Annotated in this window: 19 protein-coding genes and 2 pseudogenes; 11 read left to right on the top strand and 10 right to left on the bottom strand. The window is 66.1% G+C overall.

Annotated features, from left to right (window positions below):
- Positions 1-38 precede the first annotated feature (38 nt).
- The gene (locus EET10_RS17755) at positions 39-752 is read left to right on the top strand and encodes a mycothiol-dependent nitroreductase Rv2466c family protein (protein ID WP_063468320.1); all 714 of its coding nucleotides are present in this window, start codon (positions 39-41) and stop codon (positions 750-752) included.
- Here the strand turns inward: EET10_RS17755 and EET10_RS17750 are convergent.
- The 3 genes from EET10_RS17750 to EET10_RS17740 are packed head-to-tail and all read right to left on the bottom strand — an operon-like array spanning position 732 to position 4,194.
- A complete protein-coding gene (locus tag EET10_RS17750; RefSeq protein WP_122502365.1) occupies positions 732-1,880 on the bottom strand; it encodes an acyl-CoA dehydrogenase family protein in 1,149 nt (382 codons plus the stop codon). The two genes, EET10_RS17755 and EET10_RS17750, sit on opposite strands and share 21 nt — an antisense overlap.
- A gap of 50 nt (positions 1,881-1,930) precedes the next feature.
- Entirely contained in the window at positions 1,931-2,935 is a 1,005-nt protein-coding gene (locus EET10_RS17745; protein WP_122502364.1) for a tocopherol cyclase family protein, read from the bottom strand.
- Positions 2,932-4,194 carry an alpha/beta hydrolase gene (locus EET10_RS17740; RefSeq protein WP_099187494.1) on the bottom strand — a complete coding sequence of 421 codons (1,263 nt, stop codon included), beginning with the start codon at positions 4,192-4,194 and terminating at the stop codon, positions 2,932-2,934. Before EET10_RS17740 ends, EET10_RS17745 begins: the two co-directional genes overlap by 4 nt.
- A 95-nt stretch (positions 4,195-4,289) precedes the next feature.
- On the opposite strand from EET10_RS17740, the pseudogene EET10_RS32360 reads away from it, so the two are divergent.
- The 3 genes and pseudogenes from EET10_RS32360 to EET10_RS17725 all read left to right on the top strand — a co-directional run.
- Positions 4,290-4,407, top strand: a pseudogene (locus tag EET10_RS32360) (ClpX C4-type zinc finger protein); the annotation flags it as partial.
- Between the two features lie 320 nt (positions 4,408-4,727).
- A complete protein-coding gene (locus EET10_RS17730; protein ID WP_036402531.1) occupies positions 4,728-5,525 on the top strand; it encodes a 1-acyl-sn-glycerol-3-phosphate acyltransferase in 798 nt (265 codons plus the stop codon).
- Positions 5,518-5,775: an IS3 family transposase gene (locus EET10_RS17725; RefSeq protein ID WP_122502363.1), complete on the top strand. Its 258-nt coding sequence runs from the start codon at positions 5,518-5,520 to the stop codon at positions 5,773-5,775. The genes EET10_RS17730 and EET10_RS17725 overlap by 8 nt, the downstream gene beginning before the upstream one ends.
- Positions 5,776-5,851: 76 nt before the next feature.
- On the opposite strand, the gene EET10_RS17720 is transcribed toward EET10_RS17725, so the two are convergent.
- The 3 genes from EET10_RS17720 to EET10_RS17710 form a co-directional block, all read right to left on the bottom strand.
- Positions 5,852-7,072: an alpha/beta fold hydrolase gene (locus tag EET10_RS17720; protein WP_063467370.1), complete on the bottom strand. Its 1,221-nt coding sequence runs from the start codon at positions 7,070-7,072 to the stop codon at positions 5,852-5,854.
- Between the two features lie 112 nt (positions 7,073-7,184).
- Positions 7,185-7,511: a ferredoxin gene (gene fdxA / locus EET10_RS17715; protein ID WP_036402840.1), complete on the bottom strand. Its 327-nt coding sequence runs from the start codon at positions 7,509-7,511 to the stop codon at positions 7,185-7,187.
- Positions 7,512-7,513: 2 nt separating this feature from the next.
- Complete coding sequence (locus EET10_RS17710; RefSeq protein WP_244601995.1) at positions 7,514-8,890, bottom strand: FAD-dependent oxidoreductase; 1,377 nt, start codon at positions 8,888-8,890, stop codon at positions 7,514-7,516.
- A gap of 100 nt (positions 8,891-8,990) precedes the next feature.
- Here EET10_RS17710 and EET10_RS17705 point away from each other — a divergent pair, with 100 nt between their 5' ends.
- Entirely contained in the window at positions 8,991-9,923 is a 933-nt protein-coding gene (locus EET10_RS17705; protein WP_036402536.1) for a LysR family transcriptional regulator, read from the top strand.
- 8 nt (positions 9,924-9,931) lie between these two features.
- On the opposite strand, the gene EET10_RS17700 is transcribed toward EET10_RS17705, so the two are convergent.
- Genes EET10_RS17700 through EET10_RS17690 form a run of 3 tightly spaced genes read right to left on the bottom strand, consistent with a single transcriptional unit; the run spans position 9,932 to position 13,074 of the window.
- The gene (locus EET10_RS17700; RefSeq protein WP_036402537.1) at positions 9,932-10,648 is read right to left on the bottom strand and encodes a sirohydrochlorin chelatase; all 717 of its coding nucleotides are present in this window, start codon (positions 10,646-10,648) and stop codon (positions 9,932-9,934) included.
- Positions 10,645-11,373, bottom strand: coding sequence for a phosphoadenylyl-sulfate reductase (locus EET10_RS17695; protein ID WP_036402538.1), 729 nt, complete (start codon positions 11,371-11,373; stop codon positions 10,645-10,647). Before EET10_RS17695 ends, EET10_RS17700 begins: the two co-directional genes overlap by 4 nt.
- Positions 11,374-11,403: 30 nt before the next feature.
- Positions 11,404-13,074, bottom strand: coding sequence for a nitrite/sulfite reductase (locus EET10_RS17690; RefSeq protein WP_036402539.1), 1,671 nt, complete (start codon positions 13,072-13,074; stop codon positions 11,404-11,406).
- A gap of 281 nt (positions 13,075-13,355) precedes the next feature.
- Here EET10_RS17690 and EET10_RS29985 point away from each other — a divergent pair.
- From EET10_RS29985 to EET10_RS17670, 4 genes and pseudogenes are all read left to right on the top strand, one after another.
- A pseudogene (locus EET10_RS29985) lies at positions 13,356-13,580 on the top strand (TIGR03085 family metal-binding protein); the annotation flags it as partial.
- 53 nt (positions 13,581-13,633) lie between these two features.
- Positions 13,634-13,864 (top strand): FitA-like ribbon-helix-helix domain-containing protein, encoded by a 231-nt coding sequence (locus EET10_RS32355; RefSeq protein WP_081260600.1) that lies wholly within the window; start codon positions 13,634-13,636, stop codon positions 13,862-13,864.
- Entirely contained in the window at positions 13,833-14,258 is a 426-nt protein-coding gene (locus EET10_RS17675) for a type II toxin-antitoxin system VapC family toxin (protein WP_167480194.1), read from the top strand. Before EET10_RS32355 ends, EET10_RS17675 begins: the two co-directional genes overlap by 32 nt.
- 1,013 nt (positions 14,259-15,271) lie before the next feature.
- Positions 15,272-16,216, top strand: a complete 945-nt coding sequence (locus EET10_RS17670; protein WP_099187492.1) for an alpha/beta fold hydrolase — start codon at positions 15,272-15,274, stop codon at positions 16,214-16,216.
- 33 nt (positions 16,217-16,249) lie between these two features.
- On the opposite strand, the gene EET10_RS17665 is transcribed toward EET10_RS17670, so the two are convergent.
- Positions 16,250-16,831 carry a TetR/AcrR family transcriptional regulator gene (locus tag EET10_RS17665; RefSeq protein WP_099187490.1) on the bottom strand — a complete coding sequence of 194 codons (582 nt, stop codon included), beginning with the start codon at positions 16,829-16,831 and terminating at the stop codon, positions 16,250-16,252.
- An 83-nt stretch (positions 16,832-16,914) separates the two neighbouring features.
- Here EET10_RS17665 and EET10_RS17660 point away from each other — a divergent pair, with 83 nt between their 5' ends.
- Positions 16,915-17,316, top strand: a complete 402-nt coding sequence (locus EET10_RS17660) for a nitroreductase/quinone reductase family protein (RefSeq protein WP_036402540.1) — start codon at positions 16,915-16,917, stop codon at positions 17,314-17,316.
- A 45-nt stretch (positions 17,317-17,361) separates the two neighbouring features.
- The gene (locus EET10_RS17655) at positions 17,362-18,021 is read left to right on the top strand and encodes a carboxymuconolactone decarboxylase family protein (protein WP_244601994.1); all 660 of its coding nucleotides are present in this window, start codon (positions 17,362-17,364) and stop codon (positions 18,019-18,021) included.
- The last annotated feature ends 175 nt before the right edge of the window (positions 18,022-18,196 follow it).

Below are 18,196 nucleotides of genomic sequence, written 5' to 3'. Positions count from 1 at the left end.
ACGTCAACTCGCGACGCGCCGTCGAAAGGTCCAGGGTGATGAGCACTGTCGTAGATTTCCACTTTGACCCCATGTGCCCGTTCGCCTACCAGACCTCGATCTGGATCCGTGACGTCCGTGCGCAGTTGGGCATCGCCGTCAACTGGCGGTTCTTCAGCCTCGAGGAGATCAACCGGGTAGCGGGCAAGAAACACCCGTGGGAGCGCGACTGGTCCTATGGCTGGTCGTTGATGCGCATCGGCGCGCTGCTGCGCCGCACCGATATGTCCTTGCTGGACAAGTGGTACGCCGCGATCGGCCATGAATTGCACACGCTTGGCGGCAAACCGCACGACCCCGCCGTTGCGCGGCGCCTGCTGGGCGAGATCGGCGCCGACGAGGCGGTTCTCGATGCGGCCCTTGCCGATCCGACCACTCACGACGAGATCCGTGCCGAACACCAGCGGGTCGTCGACGCCGGCGGATACGGCGTGCCGACGCTGTTCATCGAGGGTCAATGCCTGTTCGGGCCGGTGCTGGTGGACCCGCCGACCGGGCCCGACGCCCTCACACTGTGGAACGTGGTCACCGGTATGGCCGAATTGCCGCATGTCTACGAGCTGCAGCGGCCGAAGTCGCCGGCCGACGCCGAGCTTATCGCCCAAAGCCTGCGGCCTTACCTCGACGGGCGCGATTGGGTCAGCATCAACCGCGGTGAAGTCGTCGATGTCGATCGCCTTGCCGGACGCACGTCACACCATGGCGATGGGTGAGATTTTGACGCCAATCGCCAAGGCACCGGCCAGTTCTCGGCTGACGTCGTAGTCGAAGACCACATGGCCGCTGAGTACGTCGACGTCGCGTTTGGCCCGTTGCAGCGGGTTGCTCAGAAAGTGCGCACCGGCGCCCGACGCCTCGAGCAGGGCGGTGATCACCGCGCGTGATTCCCGCACGATGTGCGCGGCGGCCAGGCGGGCATCGGCGCGGACCGGACGCGCTACCCGCTCTCCTGCAGTCAGGATCTGCTCGATTCCCTCGACGGTGCCGGCCAGCAGCCCGTGCAGTGCACGCAGCCGGACACGGGCCTCGGCCAGTCGGGCCTGAGCAGCCGGCCTGTCTTTCTGCCGGCCGCCGTCGTAGGCCAGGACGCGTTCGTGGAGTCGCTCGGCGAAGATGGCGGTGACGCGCTCGGCCGCACCCAGGGCGGGCATCGCGGCGACCAGCGCCAGCGCGGGTACCAGTGGCCAGCGGTAGACGGCCGCGTCGTACAGCTGCGCACCCGGCGCGGTGCCGGCGTAGATGTCACTGACCTTGATCAATCGGTGCTCGGGAACGAAGACATCCTCGATGACCACGTCGTTGGAGCCGGTGGCACGCATCCCGTCGGTTTGCCAGACATCGACAATCCGGATGTCGTCGGCGGGCACCATAGCAAGTGCGGGGTAAATCGCGTTGTCGGGACCGCAGAGCGCGCCGACGATCGTCCAGTTGCCGTCCATCACACCGGTGGCCCACGACCAGCGACCGGACAGCCGAACGCCCCCGTCGACCGCAACCCCCCGCCCGGTGGGCGCCAACGGTGCCGAAGCCAGAAACGGGCGGGAACCGAACCCCTCGCTTTGCGCCCGCTCGTCGAACAGGGCCAGCATCCAGTTGTGCAACGTGTAGAACGCCGCGGTCCAGGCGGTAGAGGCGCAGCCGTGTGCCATCCGGCGCACGGGATCGAAGATTGCCGCGAATCCGGCTTGCTGACCGCCGTACCGCGTCGGCTTCAGCAGATCGAAGAATCCCGACTCGACCAGCTCAATAACCGTGGCGGCAGGTAACCGGCGAAGGTCCTCGGCCTCTTGTGCACGCTGGCCCAGTCGATCCACGAATGCGTCGGTGACGCCGGCGGTCATGTGCTGACCATACTGTCTCGGGCGGGCACGACCGGCTCGGATGGGCGCCGCTACCCCGTCGGCCTGCTGCCGATTTCCAGACCCGTCAGCTCGGAGGTGCCGTCGAAGACCACCCGGCCGAACTTGCGCACCACGCAATGCAGCCGGCCGGCAAGATGCTCGAAGTCGGTGTCGACGTTGCGCCGCTCCGCGGGCAGTGGCACCGGTAGGACGTGCGGATCACGGCCGGCGGCGGCACCGTCCAGCCAGATCTGGTACAGCGGCGTGAACGCCCGGATACGCCAGTGGCCGTCGCCGACCTGTGATCGCACCAGCGCCGGGGGCGTCATCCGGATCACCTCGTCACCGAGGCGCACCACCACTCCGGTGACGTCCTGGCGGATGGGGCCCAGCTGAAGAAGTCCGCCCGAGAATGCGACGGAGACGTCCGCGCCGTCGAAATCGTGTGCCTGGCCCCACCACCAGCGCTCGGGAAAGCCCGCGCCCCAGTTCCGTTCGGCATAGAGCCGGCCGTCGTTGAACGTCCAAGTTCCGTCACCGAATTCGACTGTGCCGCTTGCCTTCCCGCCCAGGCGGTAGGGATGCCAGTATTGGTTCAGGAACGGGATCGAGGAGAAAACCCCGCCGCCCCCGAAAACCTTGGGCCATTGGAACAAATCAGTGAATCGCAGATTCAGATGGATGTCGTCGAGGTCGATCCGTAGCCCGTCGGTGGCGGCTGCGAAACTGCCTGCCGGGTCGGTCCCGGCGTGGACCGTGAACGGCGAGGATTCCGCTTCGGCGCCGTCCAAGGCTGCCGACCGCACGATGCCGCCGGGATGCAGCGCGACCGCCACGGTGGCCCAGTCTCCGTCCGGGTGCCGGTTGACGCTGCACAGCCCGACCACGACGCGATCCGAGGCGCTGTCGGTGAGGCGCCAGAACCAGCCCTCCATTTCGCAGCCATGAGAGGGCAGCGGATCGCCGAAGGGCAGGTCGGCGCCGGTGCTGCGATAGGCATCGACCAGTCGCTTGGCGATCCCCTCGGCGGCCCAGCGCAGGTATGCGGCGGTCATCGGTGCCGCGTCGCGTAGATCTCGGCCAGGAACTGCTCGACGGCGATCGCCGCGTGCGCTGCCCGGGCCGACCCGAAGATGTCGAAGGCGTGCTGGGTAAGCGGCAGTTCGGCGTACACCACGGGTTGGGTGCTGACGTCGCGAAGCGCGGTGACGAACCCGCGTGCCTGCTCGACGGGCACCAGCGAGTCGTTGCGGCCGTGCAGCACGAAGAAGGGCGGAGCCTCAGCCGAAACATAGTTGATCGGAGACGCGGTGACAAACGGCTCCAGGTTGGTGGCGGGGCGTTGTTTGAGAACGGATTTCACGAGCAGCGCCGGCATCATCGGATGCATCGCGTCGTCGAAGCGGGTGAAGTCGTAGACACCGTAGAACGGCACCGCCGCGTGGACGCGGGTATCGGCGTCTTCGAATCCCGGTTGGAATTGCGGATCGTTGGGTGTCAGCGCTGCCAGCGACGACAGGTGACCGCCGGCCGAGCCGCCGGTGATGGCGATGAAGTCGGCGTCGCCGCCGTACTCGGCGATGTGTGCCTTGACCCAGGCGAGGGCACGCTTGACGTCGACGATGTGATCGGGCCACGTGTTGCGCGGGCTGTGCCGGTAGTTGATCGCCACGCAGACCCAGCCCAATTCGGCGAGGTGGCTCATCAAGGGGTGGGCCTGTCCGCGTTTGTTTCCGGTCGTCCAGGCGCCGCCGGGGATCTGAAACAGCACCGGCGCCTTGCCGGAGCGATCGAGATCCGGACGTCGCCAGATATCGAGATAATTGGCCCGGCCGTACTCGCCGTAGCTGATGTCGCCGTCGTGGGCGTAGTCGCGGTAGATCCGCAGCATGCGCAGCGGTCCGGGAGTCTTGGCGGTGCCACCGCCGGACGGGCGGCGCCACAGGCCGTCCGAGTCGGTGCGGCGACCGGTCCCCAAGCCGCTGTCCAACGCCGCGGCAAGCGGCGCATCGGCTCGATGGCCTGAGCGACTGAAGTTGAGCAGACCGAATGCCGAGATGGCAGCGACCAGCCAGGAGAGCGCCCGCACCGGCCGGGTCAGGCGCCGGGCGGTCAACGCCAGTCCGCCTACCTGGCTGGCCAGTGTCGGCAACGGGAACTCGGTGACCACCAAACCGAAAATCCATGACCACAGCGACGCGAAACCGTTGCGCGCCAGGGGTTTATATGCGTTGAGCGTGGAGGCGGCAGTCACCGCCGTCACTATCACAGCGCCGATTTGTCGGAGGATGTGGATGACCTGAGCTCTGCCCATGTGGCCACCTTACTTAGCTCCCCTTCTGACCCGCTTGTCAGGCCGACCCTGACGTCCTAACCTTGTCAGGATAAACCTGACAGAATGGAATGGCGATGAGTCCGCAAACTACGGCAACCGCGCAGATCTGGTGCTCTTTCTGCGGCAAGTCGAACACCGAGGTGGGCAAGCTCGTGGCGGGTCCGGGAGTGCACATCTGCGACGAGTGCGTTGCGGTAGCCGAGGCGATTATGGCCAGGTATCGCGACCAGCCCGCCGAGCTTCGCTTGCCGGTGTGGGAGTCCATGAGCGACAAGCAGATGCTCGGCCATATTCCGCGCATGGCAGTGGTGGCGCGGCAAGTCGAGACCGATCTGCGTTCTTGGGTGGCCGAGCTTCGCCGCCGTGGCGTGACGTGGTCGAGAATTGGTGCGGCTCTTGGTATCACTCGGCAGTCCGCATGGGAACGATTCTCCGGAGAACAGTAGGTCCGCCGCTGCCGGGTGGGCGTACCATCGGTTCCAGCTCAGCACCTATGCGCGCCCGGGAAAGGCATGAGCGACATCGACAACTGGGACCGCAGTTTGACCGAGCACGTCATCACGCTGACCCGGCCGATCGTCAAGCGGTATTTCCGTTCAGAGGTACGTGGTCTGGACAATATCCCGCCCGGCGCGTCCCTGGTGGTCTCGAACCATTCCGGCGGCCTGGTTTCGGTCGACCTGTCGGTGTTTGCTGTGGGCTATTACGACAAGTACGGCTACGATCGCCCGCTGTACGCGCTGGGCTTTGACACCCTGTTCGCCGGGCCGGCCGGCGAGTTCTTCAAGCGCACCGGAGTGGTCCGCGCAACGCGCGACAACGCCGCCAAGGCATTGGCCGCGGGTGCGGTCGTGCTGGTATTCCCCGGCGGTGACTTCGACGTCTATCGGCCCACCCTGCGGGAGAACGTCATCGACTTCGGCGGCCGAACCGGCTACGTGACCACCGCCGTCGCGGCAAAGGCGCCGATCGTGCCCGCCGTCTCCATCGGCGGCCAGGAAGGCCAGTTCTTCCTGACCCGGGGCCGGCGGCTGGCCCGCGCGCTGGGACTTGCCAAGTGGGAGCGCAAACTGTTCCGGACGAACATCCTGCCGGTGACCTTCGGCTTCCCGTTCGGGCTCAGCATTGTCGCGCCGGTCAACATGCCGCTGCCTACCAAGATCGTCACCGAGGTGCTGCCTCCCGTCGACGTCGCTGAGCAATTCGGCGACGCTCCTGACGTCAAAGAAGTCGATGCGCACGTACGCCAGGTGATGCAGAAGGGGCTGGACAAGCTGGCAGCCAACCGCCGCTTCCCGATACTTGGCTGACGACCGCCAGAAAGCGAAGCGGGACAACCGCTTTCACGTCGGTGCCATCGACAGCCAACTCGGCGGCGGTCATTTACGAAGATTCGTCGCCGGGCAGGAGCAGGACGAGTGCCGACGCATCCTGTGGATCTTCTGGTCTTCTGACGGCGTCTACGGCGCCCCACGCATCCTGGCCGACCTGCGCGCCGACGGTGAGCAGGTGACACGGAAAACCTTGGCGGCCTTGCTGTGCACCGGGCACAAGGCCTAGTTCGTCGGCCCTCAACCCCCAAACTCGCCCAGCGCTCACCCGTGCCGAACGCCGGCCGAGCCGTAGCTACTTCGGGCTAGCGTGTGCGTTGGAACGACGCCGGGTCCACCATCCCGGACTGCGCCAGCGCGTCGTCGATGAACCGCTGTACCGGCCGGGAGCGGAAGAAACCGGTGTGACCGCCTTGGTACCAATGGATCTCCGGTTTGCCCCAGTGCTCCCAGAGCCGGGTGACTTGGTCGTGCGGATCCACCAACCGGTCAGCGATGCCGGCGTAGATGAAGCGGCCTTGCACCGGCACGCGGGGAGTCAGCGCCAACGGCGAGATCATCCGGCCTATGGGCTGGGCCGACCTCATCGTCTGACGCAGGTGACGTTGACCGCTGAGGCCGGCATGACGGCCAACCAGTTCCACCAAATCGACGGCTGGTACCCCTAAAATCGCACCCGTCAACCCGTCATCGAGGCTGGCAACCAGCGAACTGATCAGACCTCCCAGGGAGATGCCGTTAAGGCCGACCATCGAGTCGGGCTGTTGTGCGCGGATCCACGACAACAAGCGGCGGATGTCCCACACTGCCTGGGCGACGCCGTGAACCGCGTCCATCACATCCGCGCCGGGGAACACGGCGCCGTTCGGCCGACCGCGTGCCCGTGGGCCGTGCAGGGGAAGGACGGGAAGTACGACGTTGAGATCGAGGTTGCGATACAGATACCAGGCGTGAAACAGCATCAGGTCGAGCCCGGCCCGCCCCATCTCGGCCCCGTGCACACACACCAGCCACGGCCGCGGCCGGCGGTGTCGCAACATCAAGGCGTACTCGCGGTTGTTACCCGAATAGCTCAGCCATCGGTCACGGCCGGGTTCGCCGGGATGCGGTTCGTAGCCGCTGTCGAACGAGAGGCGCTGGTAGCTGCGCCCCATGCGGTCCACCCGCTTGACCGCGACGTCGGCCAACGCGGGGGGTGCCGCGAAGAATCCCTCCGGGTGGTCCAACCAGCCCCGGTGGCCGTAGAAGTCGAGTCCCGCAAGCACTTCACGATCGATCCGTTCCCGAGTGGGTGCGGCGGGGGTGGACCGCAGCATGCCGAAGCCGGTCAGCAAGATTTCGTCGCGGAACGCCTGCGCGGCGAGCGTGATGGTGGGCCGGGCCACCGGCATTTCATCGGGCCGGCGGTCCAGATAGGTGCCCCAGGATCGGGCGTAGAAGCCGCTGGTGCGGGTGATCGGGCCCAGCACCTGTCGCAGCGGATTGGCGCCGTTGCGGCGCCGCTCTGTCTGGTCGATGTCCGGCATCTCGTCTGTAACCTTGCTCGATGCGGTCTGGCTTTTCGGTCAGCCTAAGCTCAAGGGTACGGTAACCCTGCAGCGCAGGGCGTTTCGCATGAAGTGACGCGCTGGGCCGGCTTTATGTCGCCTCAGCCTTACGTGGCAGCTCCACGACCGCGGCGGGGTCGTTCTCGGTCATCCCGACTTTCGACGCGCCCCCGGGCGAACCGAGCTCGGCAAAGAAGTCGGCGTTGATCTGCTGGTACTCGCTCCACTCGCCGGGAAGGTCGTCTTCGTAGTAAATCGACTCCACCGGACACACCGGTTCGCAAGCGCCGCAGTCGACACACTCGTCGGGGTGGATGTAAAGCATCCGGGCGCCCTCGTAGATGCAATCGACGGGGCATTCCTCGATGCAGGCCTTGTCCTTGATATCAACGCAGGGTTCGGCAATCACGTATGCCACAATCATTCTCCTTTCTGACAGCCGCCGATGTGGAGCAACTCCGGCACGCTCGCAACCTTGACCCGCGGCCGGTTCTGCGCGGCACCGGCTTCCCGCTCGAAGCGGTCGATCAGCTGCCAGTGCGCGGCGCTGACCAGTTGTGGCTGCCGCGAGGCCAGCCACTGGGCGAGTTGGTCGGCACGATCCTCGGCGGGGGTGGCGGTGCCTGGGCCGGCGGCCAGGTCCGCGAGCAGGGTGTCGACGGTGTCCTGGGCGTCCTTCTTGTTGGTACCGATCACCCCGCTCGGTCCGCGCTTGATCCAGCCGACGACGTATTCGTTGCGGCTGCCCGTTATCCGGCCGTCGGTGTGGGGGATGGTGGCGCTCTTGGTGTCGAACGGCAGCCCGGGTGTGGGTATACCGCGGTAGCCCACCGATCGCACCACCAGCTGCGCGGGCAGCTCTTCCCGGGCGCCGGTGTCCTTGGCCACCATTCGGCCGCCGGCGTCACTGACCAGCTCGTTGCTGCCGAGCACGATACTTTCCACCTTGTCGTTCCCGTTGATTTCGATGGGAGACGTCAAGAACCGCAACACGATCCGGCGGTGTCCGGACCGGGGCGCGCGGGCGGCGTAGTCGCGCAGCACCTTGATGTTCTGTTTGGCGACTTTGCCGGCGGAGGCCAGATCGTCGTCGCTGATGCCCTCCAGCTGGGTGGGGTCGACGACAACGTCGACGCCCTCGAGTTCTCCGAGTTCGCGTAATTCCAGGGTGGTGAACGCGCTCTGCAGAGGGCCGCGGCGACCGATGATCACCACTTCCTCGATGTGGCAGGCGCGCAACGCCGTCAATGCATGGTCGGCGATGTCGGTGACCGCAAGTACGTCGGGATCGGTCACCAGGATGCGGGCGACGTCGACCGCGACGTTGCCGTTGCCCACCACGACGGCGCGGTGGCCCGATAGATCGGGGGACATCTGCTCGAAGTGTGGGTGCGCGTTGTACCAGCCGACAAAATCGACCGCGGCGACGCTGCCCGGCAGCTGTTCGCCGGGAATGCCCAGGGGCCGGTCGGATTGGGCGCCGACGGCGTAGATCACCGCGTCGTAGCGCTCGGCGAGTTCTGCGGCCTGGACATGCTGGCCGACCGTGACATTGCCGAAAAACCGGAATCGGGGGTCTTGCGCGGTTTTCTCGAACTGCTGGCTGACCGATTTGATCTTGGGGTGATCGGGTGCCACCCCGGAGCGCACCAAACCCCATGGCGTGGGCAGCATTTCCAGCATGTCGATCGCGACCTCGAGCCCTTCGCCGGCGTCGGCGGCTTTCAGCAGCGACGCCGCGGCGAAGAATCCCGACGGACCGGAACCCACAATCGCTACGTGATATGGACGGGTCATGAATCTCATGGTTGTCGTCCGCGCCGGGCCGGGGTAGACGTGTCGATGTTGTGTTGTCACAAACAATGGTTGTGTCGCCGTTTTCGTGGTTTCATCAACCATGCCGCTCAGTTCCCGCATGCCCGAACTCGCCTCGTTCGAGATCTTTCTGGCGATCGCGCAGACCGGCAGCCTCGGCGGTGCCGCCCGCGAACTCGGCTTGACCCAACAAGCCGTGTCGAAACGGCTCGCGGCGATGGAAGCCCAGGTCGGCGTGACGCTGGCCGCCCGAACCACCCGCGGCTCACAACTCACCCCGGCCGGGGTGGTCGTCGCCGAGTGGGCTGCGCGCTTACTTGACGTCGCGAGCGAGGTCGATGCCGGTCTGGGTGCCCTGCGCAAGGAGGGGCGCGAGCGGATCAAAGTGGTGGCCAGCCAGACGATCGCCGAACAGCTGATGCCGCACTGGCTGCTGTCGTTACAGGACGCGGCCAGGCGGCGCGGCGACAGCGCCCCCCAGGTGATCCTGACGGCCACCAACAGCGAGCACGCCATCGCCGCGGTTCGTGGCGGCACCGCTGATCTCGGATTCGTCGAAAACCCCGGGCCGCCAAGAGGGTTGGGTAGCTGTGTGGTGGGCCATGACGAGCTGGTGATCGTGGTGCCGCCAGGGCACAGGTGGACTCGGCGAGCGCACCCGGTGAGCGCCGGTGAACTCGCGCAAACACCCTTGGTTACTCGCGAACCCCGTTCGGGCATCCGCGATTCGCTGACGGTGGCGCTGCGTCAGGTGCTAGGCGACGATGTGCGCCAAGCGCCGCCGGTGCTCGAATTGTCCTCCGCCGCAGCCATGCGCGCCGCGGTGCTGGCCGGTGCCGGGCCGGCGGCGATGAGCCGGCTGGCGGTTGCCGACGACCTCGCGGTCGGCCGACTGAGCGCCGTTCCGGTGCCCGATTTGGACCTGCGGCGCCAGTTTCGGGCCATCTGGGTTGGCGGGCGCACCCCGCCTGCTGGGGCCATCCGGGAGCTGCTCAGCCATATCCGCTCCGGCTAGGAACGCGGCTAGGCCGCGGCGTGGTGGGCCAGCGCCTGGTCGTAGCGGTCGAGGAGCGTCTCGGCCACCAGCCGGTGCGCGCCCAGCGGTTGCGCCATCGGAATACCGTTGTCGCGCGCGTAGTTCCACACCTTGTCGGTGATCAGACCCGGCGCCAGGAACCACGGTGCGATGACGAGGCGGCGGGCGCCGTGGCGCCGCAACCCCGCGACCGCGTCGGCCACCGACGGTTGTGGCCGGGTGGCAAAGGCGATGGTGGCCCCGGCCCAGCGGGTGCCGGCGGCCAGCGTGGCGGCCACCTGGGCGGTGCGTGCATTCGCTGCGGTGTTCGATGAGCCGATCGCGACCACCACCACACCCAGGTCCCGGTCCAGCGGCGAAACATCGAGTTCTGCCAGGCGTTCGCGCAGTACCGATATCAAGCGATCGTCCTCACCGAGCACGTCGGCCTGACGGACGCCGTGCGCACCGGCGCGCGCAATCTGGGTGGGGATGTCGCGGCGTGCGTGGTAGGCGCTGGCCAGCAGCAGGGGAGTGACGACGGCCGGGCGGCCGTTGGGCAATCCGGTGAGCACGTCGACGAAGCTGGGCCCGGCCAGTTCCAAGAAGGCCGGCCGCACGTCGAGTTCCGGCCGGATGCCGGTGAGCTGGGCTGCGACCGCTCGGGCGTTGGCCGCCGATCGCGGATCTTTGCTGCCGTGCGCGGTGAGGATCAACGTGCTCATGAGGCGTGCAACCCGCATTCGGTCTTGGCCAGCCCCTGCCAGCGCCCACTGCGCGGGTCGGCCCCGGCGACCGGTTTGGTGGTGCACGGGGCGCAGCCGATCGACGGGTAGCCCTCGTCGACGAGCGGGTTGACCAGCACGTTGTTCTGCTGGACGTAGGTCTCCACGTCCTCGTCGGTCCAGGTGGCCAGCGGGTTGACCTTCACCAGTCCGAACGCCTCGTCGAAGCTGATCAGCGGGGCGTTGGCGCGGGTGGGCGCCTCCACCCGGCGGATGCCGGTGACCCAGGCCGAGTAGCCTCGCAGCGCCTTGGTCAGCGGGAGGACCTTGCGCAGCCGGCAGCACTCCGTGGGATTGCTGGCGAACAGGTCCTTACCGAGCAGCTCGTCTTGCTCGGCCACCGTGTGTTCCGGGGTGACGTTGAGAACCCGGATGTCATAGACGGATTCGACCGCATCCCGGGTGCCGAGGGTTTCGGCGAAGTGATAGCCGGTATCGAGGAAGATCACCGGCACGCCCGGGCGCACTTTGGAGGCCAGGTCGACCAACACGGCTTCTTGCATGTTGGAGGCGACCACGTAGTTGCAGGTGGCCCAGCCCCGGGGGCCGTTGACGCCGCCGAAGTGGGCGTCGGTCCAACGCAACAGGTCGGTGGCGCTGGCACCGTCCAGCTCGTCGGCACCACGGGCAGCCAATTCACGTAGCTGCGCCTCGGTATAACTCATCTCGTCGTCCTCCGCTCGTTTCGGGTGGACTTATCGAAGGTCGGCCTCCTCGGCCCGCAGTGCCCAGGTTGCGAACCGTTCGCCGTCGTGGCGTTGCTTGACGAAGTTGCGGACCACCCGATCGATGTAGTCGCCCAGTTCGTCGCTGGTGACCTTGTGCTGGCGCAGTTTCCGGCCGAATCCGCTGTCTTCGCCGAGGCCGCCGCCGAGGTGGACCTGGAACCCCTCGACCGGTTTGCCGTCCCCGTCGTCGACCATTTGGCCCTTGAAACCGATATCAGCGACCTGAATTCGGGCGCACGAGTTGGGGCATCCGTTGACGTTGATGGTGATCGGCACGTCCAGATTGGTATTGATTTCGGCCAGACGGCTTTCCAGCTCCGGCACCAAAGACTGTGCCCTGACCCGGGTTTCGGCAAACGACAGCTTGCAGAACTCGATGCCGGTGCAGGCCATCATATTCTTGCGCCACGACGACGGCCGCGACGGCAAACCGATGGCATCCAGACCGGCTACCAGTTCATCGACCTTGTCGTCGGCGACGTCGAGGATGACCAGTTTCTGGTAGGGGGTGAACCGGGCGCGTTCCGAACCGGCCCTTTCCATGAGGTCGGCCACCTTGCACAGGATGGTTCCCGATACCCGGCCCGCGATGGGGGCCACACCGACGGCGTTGAGCCCATTCTTGAGCCGCTGCACTCCGACGTGGTCGATCGGGTGCTTGACCGGCTCGGGGGCCGGACCGTCGATCAACCGCCGCTGCAGATACTCGGTTTCCAGGACCTCGCGGAATTTGGCCACACCCCAGTCCTTGACCAGGAACTTCAACCGGGCCTTGGCGCGCAGCCGCCGGTAGCCGTAGTCACGGAACAGCTTGGTGACCGCTTCCCAGACGTCGGGAACCTCGTCGAGCGGAACCCACACGCCGACTCGTTGGGCCAGCATCGGGTTGGTCGACAGGCCGCCGCCGACCCACAGGTCCATCCCCGGGCCGTGCTCAGGATGGTTGACGCCGATGAAGGCGACGTCGTGGGTTTCGTGGGAGACGTCCTGCAGGCCCGAGATCGCGCTCTTGTACTTACGCGGCAGATTGGCGTACTCGGGATTGTTCATGAACCGCCGCAGGATTTCGTCGATCGCCGGTGAGGGGTCGAGGATTTCGTCGACTGAGTCGCCGGCCAGCGGCGAACCGTGGATAGCGCGCGGGCAGTCGCCGCAGGCTTCGGTGGTGGTCAGACCGACCGACGCCAGCCGGTCCCAGATCTCGGGCACGTCTTCGATTCGGATCCAATGGAATTGGACGTTCTCCCGGTCTCCGATGTCGGCGGTGTCACGGGCGAAGTCGGTCGAGACTTGGCCCAGGGTGCGCACCGTGGCGGCCGACATCGGCTTGCCGTCGGAGCGCACCCGCATCATGAAGTATTTGGCCTCGATGGTGTCGGTGTTTTCCTCACCGGTCCAGGTGCCGTCGTAACCCTGTTCACGTTGGGTGTAGAGGCCCATCCAACGGAAGCGGCCACGAAGGTCGGACTTTTCGATGCTGTCGAAACCTTGCTTGGCATAGACGTTCAGGATTCGGTCGCGGACGTTCAGCGGTGCGTCCTCTTGCTTGAACTGTTCCGCGTCGTTGAGCGGCTCACGCTGTCCAAGTGCCCACTGGCCTTCGTTACGAGTCTTGGCGGGACGGGCTGCTGTGGTCATCTGGCATACTCCTTCGCGAACATTGGCGATCCGGATCGCCGTTGCGCGCAGCGCTTTGGCGGTTGTTTCCCTTTCGGCGGGAGTCGACGGTGGGCGGCCACCGGACCGGCCTGCGACATCAGCGATGATGTTGGTCAGCGACAGGTACCCGAAGGTACTTCACCGGACCCACGGGTCATGACATCGATGTTGCGCTGTTGGTTGTTGCGCCGGTAGGGACCTTGATGTTGTGAGGTCACATCGTTTGGTTGTGAGCGCCGCGAGCCTTGGCCGGGGTGTGCGCGCGGTATCTGAGTCGGCGGCTGCGCGTTTGCGGGCTGGAAGTCGAGTGGGCCGGCGCCGCCGAGGTGGTTCGGGTGCGCTCGGGCGATCCTGCCGCACGGCTCAGCGGCCCGCCCGGAGAGCTGCTGTTGTATGTGTTCGGGCGCCAAGCGGCGGCACACGTCGACGTTTGCGGACCGCCGGAGGCCGTTGCGGCGTTGCAGCGCACTCACTTCGGTATGTGAGTCGGACACCCGTCGTACTTGCGGTTTGGCGCTTGTAGCGCCAAAATGGCGCCATGCCCAGTGTGCAGATCAAGGACGTTCCGGAGGACACCCACCGAGTCCTGCGTCAGCGAGCGGCACGCGCACATCAATCCCTACAGGAATACCTCCGAAGTCGACTCATCGCCGACGCGAATCAACCCACGCTGGATGAGGTGTTCGACCGAATCACCACACGTCGCGGCGGCCGCGTGTCTTTCAGAGCCGCCGTCGATGACGTTCGGGCTGATCGTGATCGTCGTTGATGCGAGCGTGCTGGCCGTAGCGCTGGGCGACGACGGGTCGGACGGCCGGCTCGCGCGGGAACGTTTGGCGCACGAGACGTTGGTTGCTCCGGAACTCATCGACCTCGAGGTGGTCTCGGTGTGGCGCCGCCACGTCGCGGCAAGACGGATGCCGGCTCGAAGGGCCGCGTGCGCGGTGGCGGACCTGACCGATCTGCCGCTGCGTCGGTCCTCACATCAGCCATTGCTCCACCGGGTGTGGGAATTGCGGCATGTCCTGACGGCCTACGATGCCGCCTACGTTGCGCTGGCCGAGGCTCTCGACGTCGTACTTGTCACCGCAGATGCACGCCTTTCCCGTGCTTTTGGCTCCTATTGCGAGATCGAGGTCGTCGGCGAAATCAGCGATTGCTGAGGGCGGTCGCGGGATATCGCTGGTCTGCTTGAGACCAGACCCGCCACGGAAATGGACGATGGCGGGACGGTGTTGATCTGGTTGCCGCGCTCACCGGAGTCCGGCCGAGCGGATACGCGATTTGCCCGGCTCGCTCGGATTCATGGTGACCACGAATGCGGCTGGTCAACAAGATCGTCTTGCGCAGCCTTGGATGCCTGGCTCTGCTTTCGGCACGCCGATACCGCACCTTCGCTCAAACCGCTTGTGATGGAGGGCGTTCGGGGGATGTCGCACGTGCTCACCGAATCGGCTGTCCTGCCGCCTTATCGAGTGTGCAGTGACGGCTTTGACTGTGCATGTAGGGCGGAAACCGGCCTGATCGGCCGCCCTGACGGCGCACTCGGCGCCGTCAGCGCACAGTCGGCGCCGTCAGCGCACAGTCGGCGCCGTCAGCGCACAGTCGGCGCCGTCAGCGCACAGTCGGCGCCGTCAACGCACAGTCGGCGCCGTCAACGCACACTCGATGCCTTCAGCCACGCACCCGACCGCACCAGCCCGATTTCCATCTCCCACGCCGGGGGCGCAGCCCAAGGACCGCCCGTTAGCGATAAGCTCAGGCACGCAACGGAATTGTCGCTAACAGGCGGGCACTTTCAGTGAATCAACGCGCACCCCGACTCCGAGTAACTCGAGTGACTGATGCGACCACACCGGCCGTCGGACCGAGCCGGTAGCGGTTGAGGCATCCGCCTCAATTTTCGGATCGTGATCGTTGGCGAGGCACGCATTCTGCGACCTGATCACCGAGCGCTGCATGTCCATGCCGCGAGAGTTAGGAATATGACGCCCATGGCCGCATCGAGGCTACTACCCACATTGCGGCAATAACATGTCGGCGCACACGTAGCACGTTCACGTGCGTCAGGAACTGCGGTTCTGCACTTCGGCCGACGGTGTGCGGATCGCGTACGCCACCAGCGGACACGGCCCCGCAGTGGTCAAGGCCGGACATTGGATGACCCACCTCGAACATGACTGGACGTCGAAGGTCGGGCGCCACTGGGTGCAATTCCTCAGCGAACAGCACTCCCTGGTCCGCTACGACGAACGCGGCTGCGGGCTATTCCGACCGGGACTACCCGAGCCTGACGCTGGAGAACTGGGTGGAGGACCTCGAGGCCGTCGTCGATGCTGCCGGGGTGGACCGTTTCACCCTGCTGGGTGCCAGCGGGGGTGGTCCGGTCGCGATCTGCTATGCGGCTCGTCATCCGGGTCGGGTGACCGGTCTGGTGCTCTACGGCACCTACGCACTGGGCCGGGTCGCCTTCATCCCGACACCGCAGGCACGCGAGGAAGCCGAACTGCTCATCGGGCTGACCCGGGTGGGCTGGGGCAAACCGAACCCGGCGTTTCGGCGACTGCTCACGACGTTGTTCCTGCCGGGCGGCTCGGACGCGCAGATGGCGTGGTTCGACGAGTTGCAGCGATCATCGTGTTCGGGTGAGCACGCGGCACGCTCCCGCGCGGTCCGCTACGGCGTGGACGTCAGCGAATTGGCGCGGACCATCACGGTCCCGACCCTGGTGCTGCATGGCCGCGACGACGCGGTGGTCGCCTTCGACGAGGGCCGCAAGCTCGCGTCCTTGATACCGGGCGCCACGTTCGTGCCACTCGACAGCGCCAATCACATCCTGCTCGAGGACGAGCCGGCGTGGAGCGTTCCGCGCACAGTTGCGTGGCTCCTTCCTGCAGGCCGCTGCGCGCCGCCGCTCGACGGTGCCCTGCTCACCGACCGCGAGATCGAGGTCCTGCGCTTTATTGCGCAGGGCCGCGACTACGAATCCATTTCGGCGGCAATGTATTTGAGCGTTCAGACGGTGGAGCGGCACCTGTCGAACTGCTGCGCCGAGCTCGGTGTCGCGGGGAAGTCGGCGCGGGCGGCTGCGGCTGCCCGACTGGCGGCGCTGAACCTGTAGCGATGCGGCGGTGGTTGATCCTGGTCGCCGGCTTCACCCGTTTTTGAGGTGCGCGTTGACAATTGGCGTGACCCGCGCAATGAGTTCGTCGGCTGGTGTGGACGCGATCGGCTCCACCCGCAGAACGTGGCGCAGGTAGGCGATCCCCAGTAGGTGGGCCATCGCCAGGTCGATCCGCAGTTTGGCATCCGACCCCTGCAACGGCTTGGCCAGCTGCGGGTACAGCTGGCCCTGAATGAATTGCCGCACCAGGGCGGTGGATTCCTCGTGGGTGGCCGCGCCCCGCAGGATCGCCAGCAGCGGGGCGCGGGAATCCGGGTGCTCCCATGCCTCGAAGAACACCCGGGTCAGCCGCGCGCCGATGTCGCCGCGATCGCCACTGACGACGCGCGCGCTGATCTCGTCCGACTCGAACGGCCAGCCCACGGTGGACCGGAACAGCTCGGCCTTGCTGCCGAAATAGTGCCGGATCAGGGCCGGGTCAACGCCGGCGGCGGTCGCAATGTCGCGGACCGACGTCTTTTCATATCCAGAGTCGGCGAACAACCGACGAGCGGTCGTGACGATCGCGTTGCGGGTGTCGGGATTACCGGGGCGTCGTCCAATCGGGCGCATAGTTCCGAAATTCTACAGTCGTTGACTTCTGTGTCCGCGAGCGTTAGCCTAAACATATAAATTCCACAAGTGAGGAGTTTAAAATGCCGGCACCACGATGGGTTGCCCAAGCCAACAAGTTGGGACTCAATCGCGTCACCAAGTACGTCGCCACCTGGGCGCCGGGATGGGGGGTCGTCATCCACCGCGGTCGCACATCTGGCCGCGTCTTTCGCACACCGCTGTGGGTCTTCCGCCGCGACAACGAATTTGTCGTCGCACTGACCTACGGCCCCGGCACCGACTGGGTGCGTAATGTGCTCGCCGCGGGCGGCTGCGAACTGCAGACCAGGCGGCGGCACTACCAGCTCGGCGCCCCGACACTATTTCGTGACGAGATGGCGAACGGCATGCCGCCGTTCATCCGCTTCATGCTCCGCAGGGTGATCAAGGCGCCGGAATTCCTCAAGCTCGACGTGGTGCGCGAGCTGGTACCAGCAGGCTGATCCCGGCCGAATTCCGTTGTGGCGGCTTGGGAAAGGGGGAGCAGAGTGACGGTGGAGTTACCGAGCAGTCCGCTTGGTGAGGTGGATCCGCAGTTCGAGAGACTCGCACTGGACGTGGGGGCGGCTACGTTCTCGCTGCCCGGGACGAGCGCACGGGAGAAGCTCATGCAGAACCTGGCCATGGATATCTGCCGTCCGACCCTGGGGCTGGCGTTCCGGATGCACGTCACCGCGGCCACCATGCACGGTCTGAGCTACGCCGACCTGTTGGCCGCGATCCGGTTTGTCGCCCCGTATTCGGGTTATCCGGCGGTCGCCGACGCACTTGCCCGGCTGCAGCAGGTCGCCACCGAGATCGGCATGGACACCAGTGATCTCGACGAATTGCCGGCACCCGCTGTCGTGGACGCCGCGGTAGGACACCTCGACACCGGCGACGAATGGACCACCGAATTCATTGATCGGCAGTTGTCGCGGGCGTGGTCGGAGGACCGGCTCAGCATGCGAGAGCGCGCCATCATGGCGCTGACTTCCGATGTCGCCCTGCAGGCTCTCGGCGAGTCTTTCCGCCGGCACGTCGAACTCGCGCTCGATGCCGGTCTCGGCAAGGACGGCGTTCGTGACGCGGTGCGCTTCTGCGCCGAGCACGGCATCGCGCGGGCCGCGGCAGCGCTGCGCGAGCTCGACAATGTGCTGTCGACATAGTGGGTTCAATCGCCCCTCGCCAGGGAATTGTCGGCGTGTCTCCGGATTCGGCACCCGCTGCTATCGGCGTAGTGGACCTTTGCCTCTAGCCACGCGGCAGCATCAGCGACTTGGCTCACCTTGTAAGAACGGCATCGTCTGCGAGGTTGCGTCTAGCCACCGAACTCAACAGCGG

The organism is Mycobacterium pseudokansasii, from assembly GCF_900566075.1.
Lineage (GTDB): Bacteria > Actinomycetota > Actinomycetes > Mycobacteriales > Mycobacteriaceae > Mycobacterium > Mycobacterium pseudokansasii.
Note: the sequence above shows the minus strand (reverse complement) of the source record. Positions and strands in the feature narration are given on the sequence as shown.

What these genes read in the sequence shown, in the direction of transcription:
- EET10_RS17710 (WP_244601995.1), bottom strand. Translation starts at nt 8,890, where the DNA reads ATGACCCGTCCATATCACGTAGCGATTGTGGGTTCCGGTCCGTCGGGA.
- EET10_RS17745 (WP_122502364.1), bottom strand. Translation starts at nt 2,935, where the DNA reads ATGACCGCCGCATACCTGCGCTGGGCCGCCGAGGGGATCGCCAAGCGA.
- EET10_RS17660 (WP_036402540.1), top strand. Translation starts at nt 16,915, where the DNA reads ATGCCGGCACCACGATGGGTTGCCCAAGCCAACAAGTTGGGACTCAAT.
- EET10_RS17700 (WP_036402537.1), bottom strand. Translation starts at nt 10,648, where the DNA reads ATGAGCACGTTGATCCTCACCGCGCACGGCAGCAAAGATCCGCGATCG.
- EET10_RS17740 (WP_099187494.1), bottom strand. Translation starts at nt 4,194, where the DNA reads ATGGGCAGAGCTCAGGTCATCCACATCCTCCGACAAATCGGCGCTGTG.
- EET10_RS17720 (WP_063467370.1), bottom strand. Translation starts at nt 7,072, where the DNA reads ATGCCGGACATCGACCAGACAGAGCGGCGCCGCAACGGCGCCAATCCG.
- EET10_RS17730 (WP_036402531.1), top strand. Translation starts at nt 4,728, where the DNA reads ATGAGCGACATCGACAACTGGGACCGCAGTTTGACCGAGCACGTCATC.
- EET10_RS17665 (WP_099187490.1), bottom strand. Translation starts at nt 16,831, where the DNA reads ATGCGCCCGATTGGACGACGCCCCGGTAATCCCGACACCCGCAACGCG.
- EET10_RS17690 (WP_036402539.1), bottom strand. Translation starts at nt 13,074, where the DNA reads ATGACCACAGCAGCCCGTCCCGCCAAGACTCGTAACGAAGGCCAGTGG.
- EET10_RS17705 (WP_036402536.1), top strand. Translation starts at nt 8,991, where the DNA reads ATGCCGCTCAGTTCCCGCATGCCCGAACTCGCCTCGTTCGAGATCTTT.
- EET10_RS17670 (WP_099187492.1), top strand. Translation starts at nt 15,272, where the DNA reads ATGACTGGACGTCGAAGGTCGGGCGCCACTGGGTGCAATTCCTCAGCG.
- EET10_RS17750 (WP_122502365.1), bottom strand. Translation starts at nt 1,880, where the DNA reads ATGACCGCCGGCGTCACCGACGCATTCGTGGATCGACTGGGCCAGCGT.
- EET10_RS32355 (WP_081260600.1), top strand. Translation starts at nt 13,634, where the DNA reads ATGCCCAGTGTGCAGATCAAGGACGTTCCGGAGGACACCCACCGAGTC.
- EET10_RS17675 (WP_167480194.1), top strand. Translation starts at nt 13,833, where the DNA reads ATGACGTTCGGGCTGATCGTGATCGTCGTTGATGCGAGCGTGCTGGCC.
- EET10_RS17755 (WP_063468320.1), top strand. Translation starts at nt 39, where the DNA reads ATGAGCACTGTCGTAGATTTCCACTTTGACCCCATGTGCCCGTTCGCC.
- EET10_RS17695 (WP_036402538.1), bottom strand. Translation starts at nt 11,373, where the DNA reads ATGAGTTATACCGAGGCGCAGCTACGTGAATTGGCTGCCCGTGGTGCC.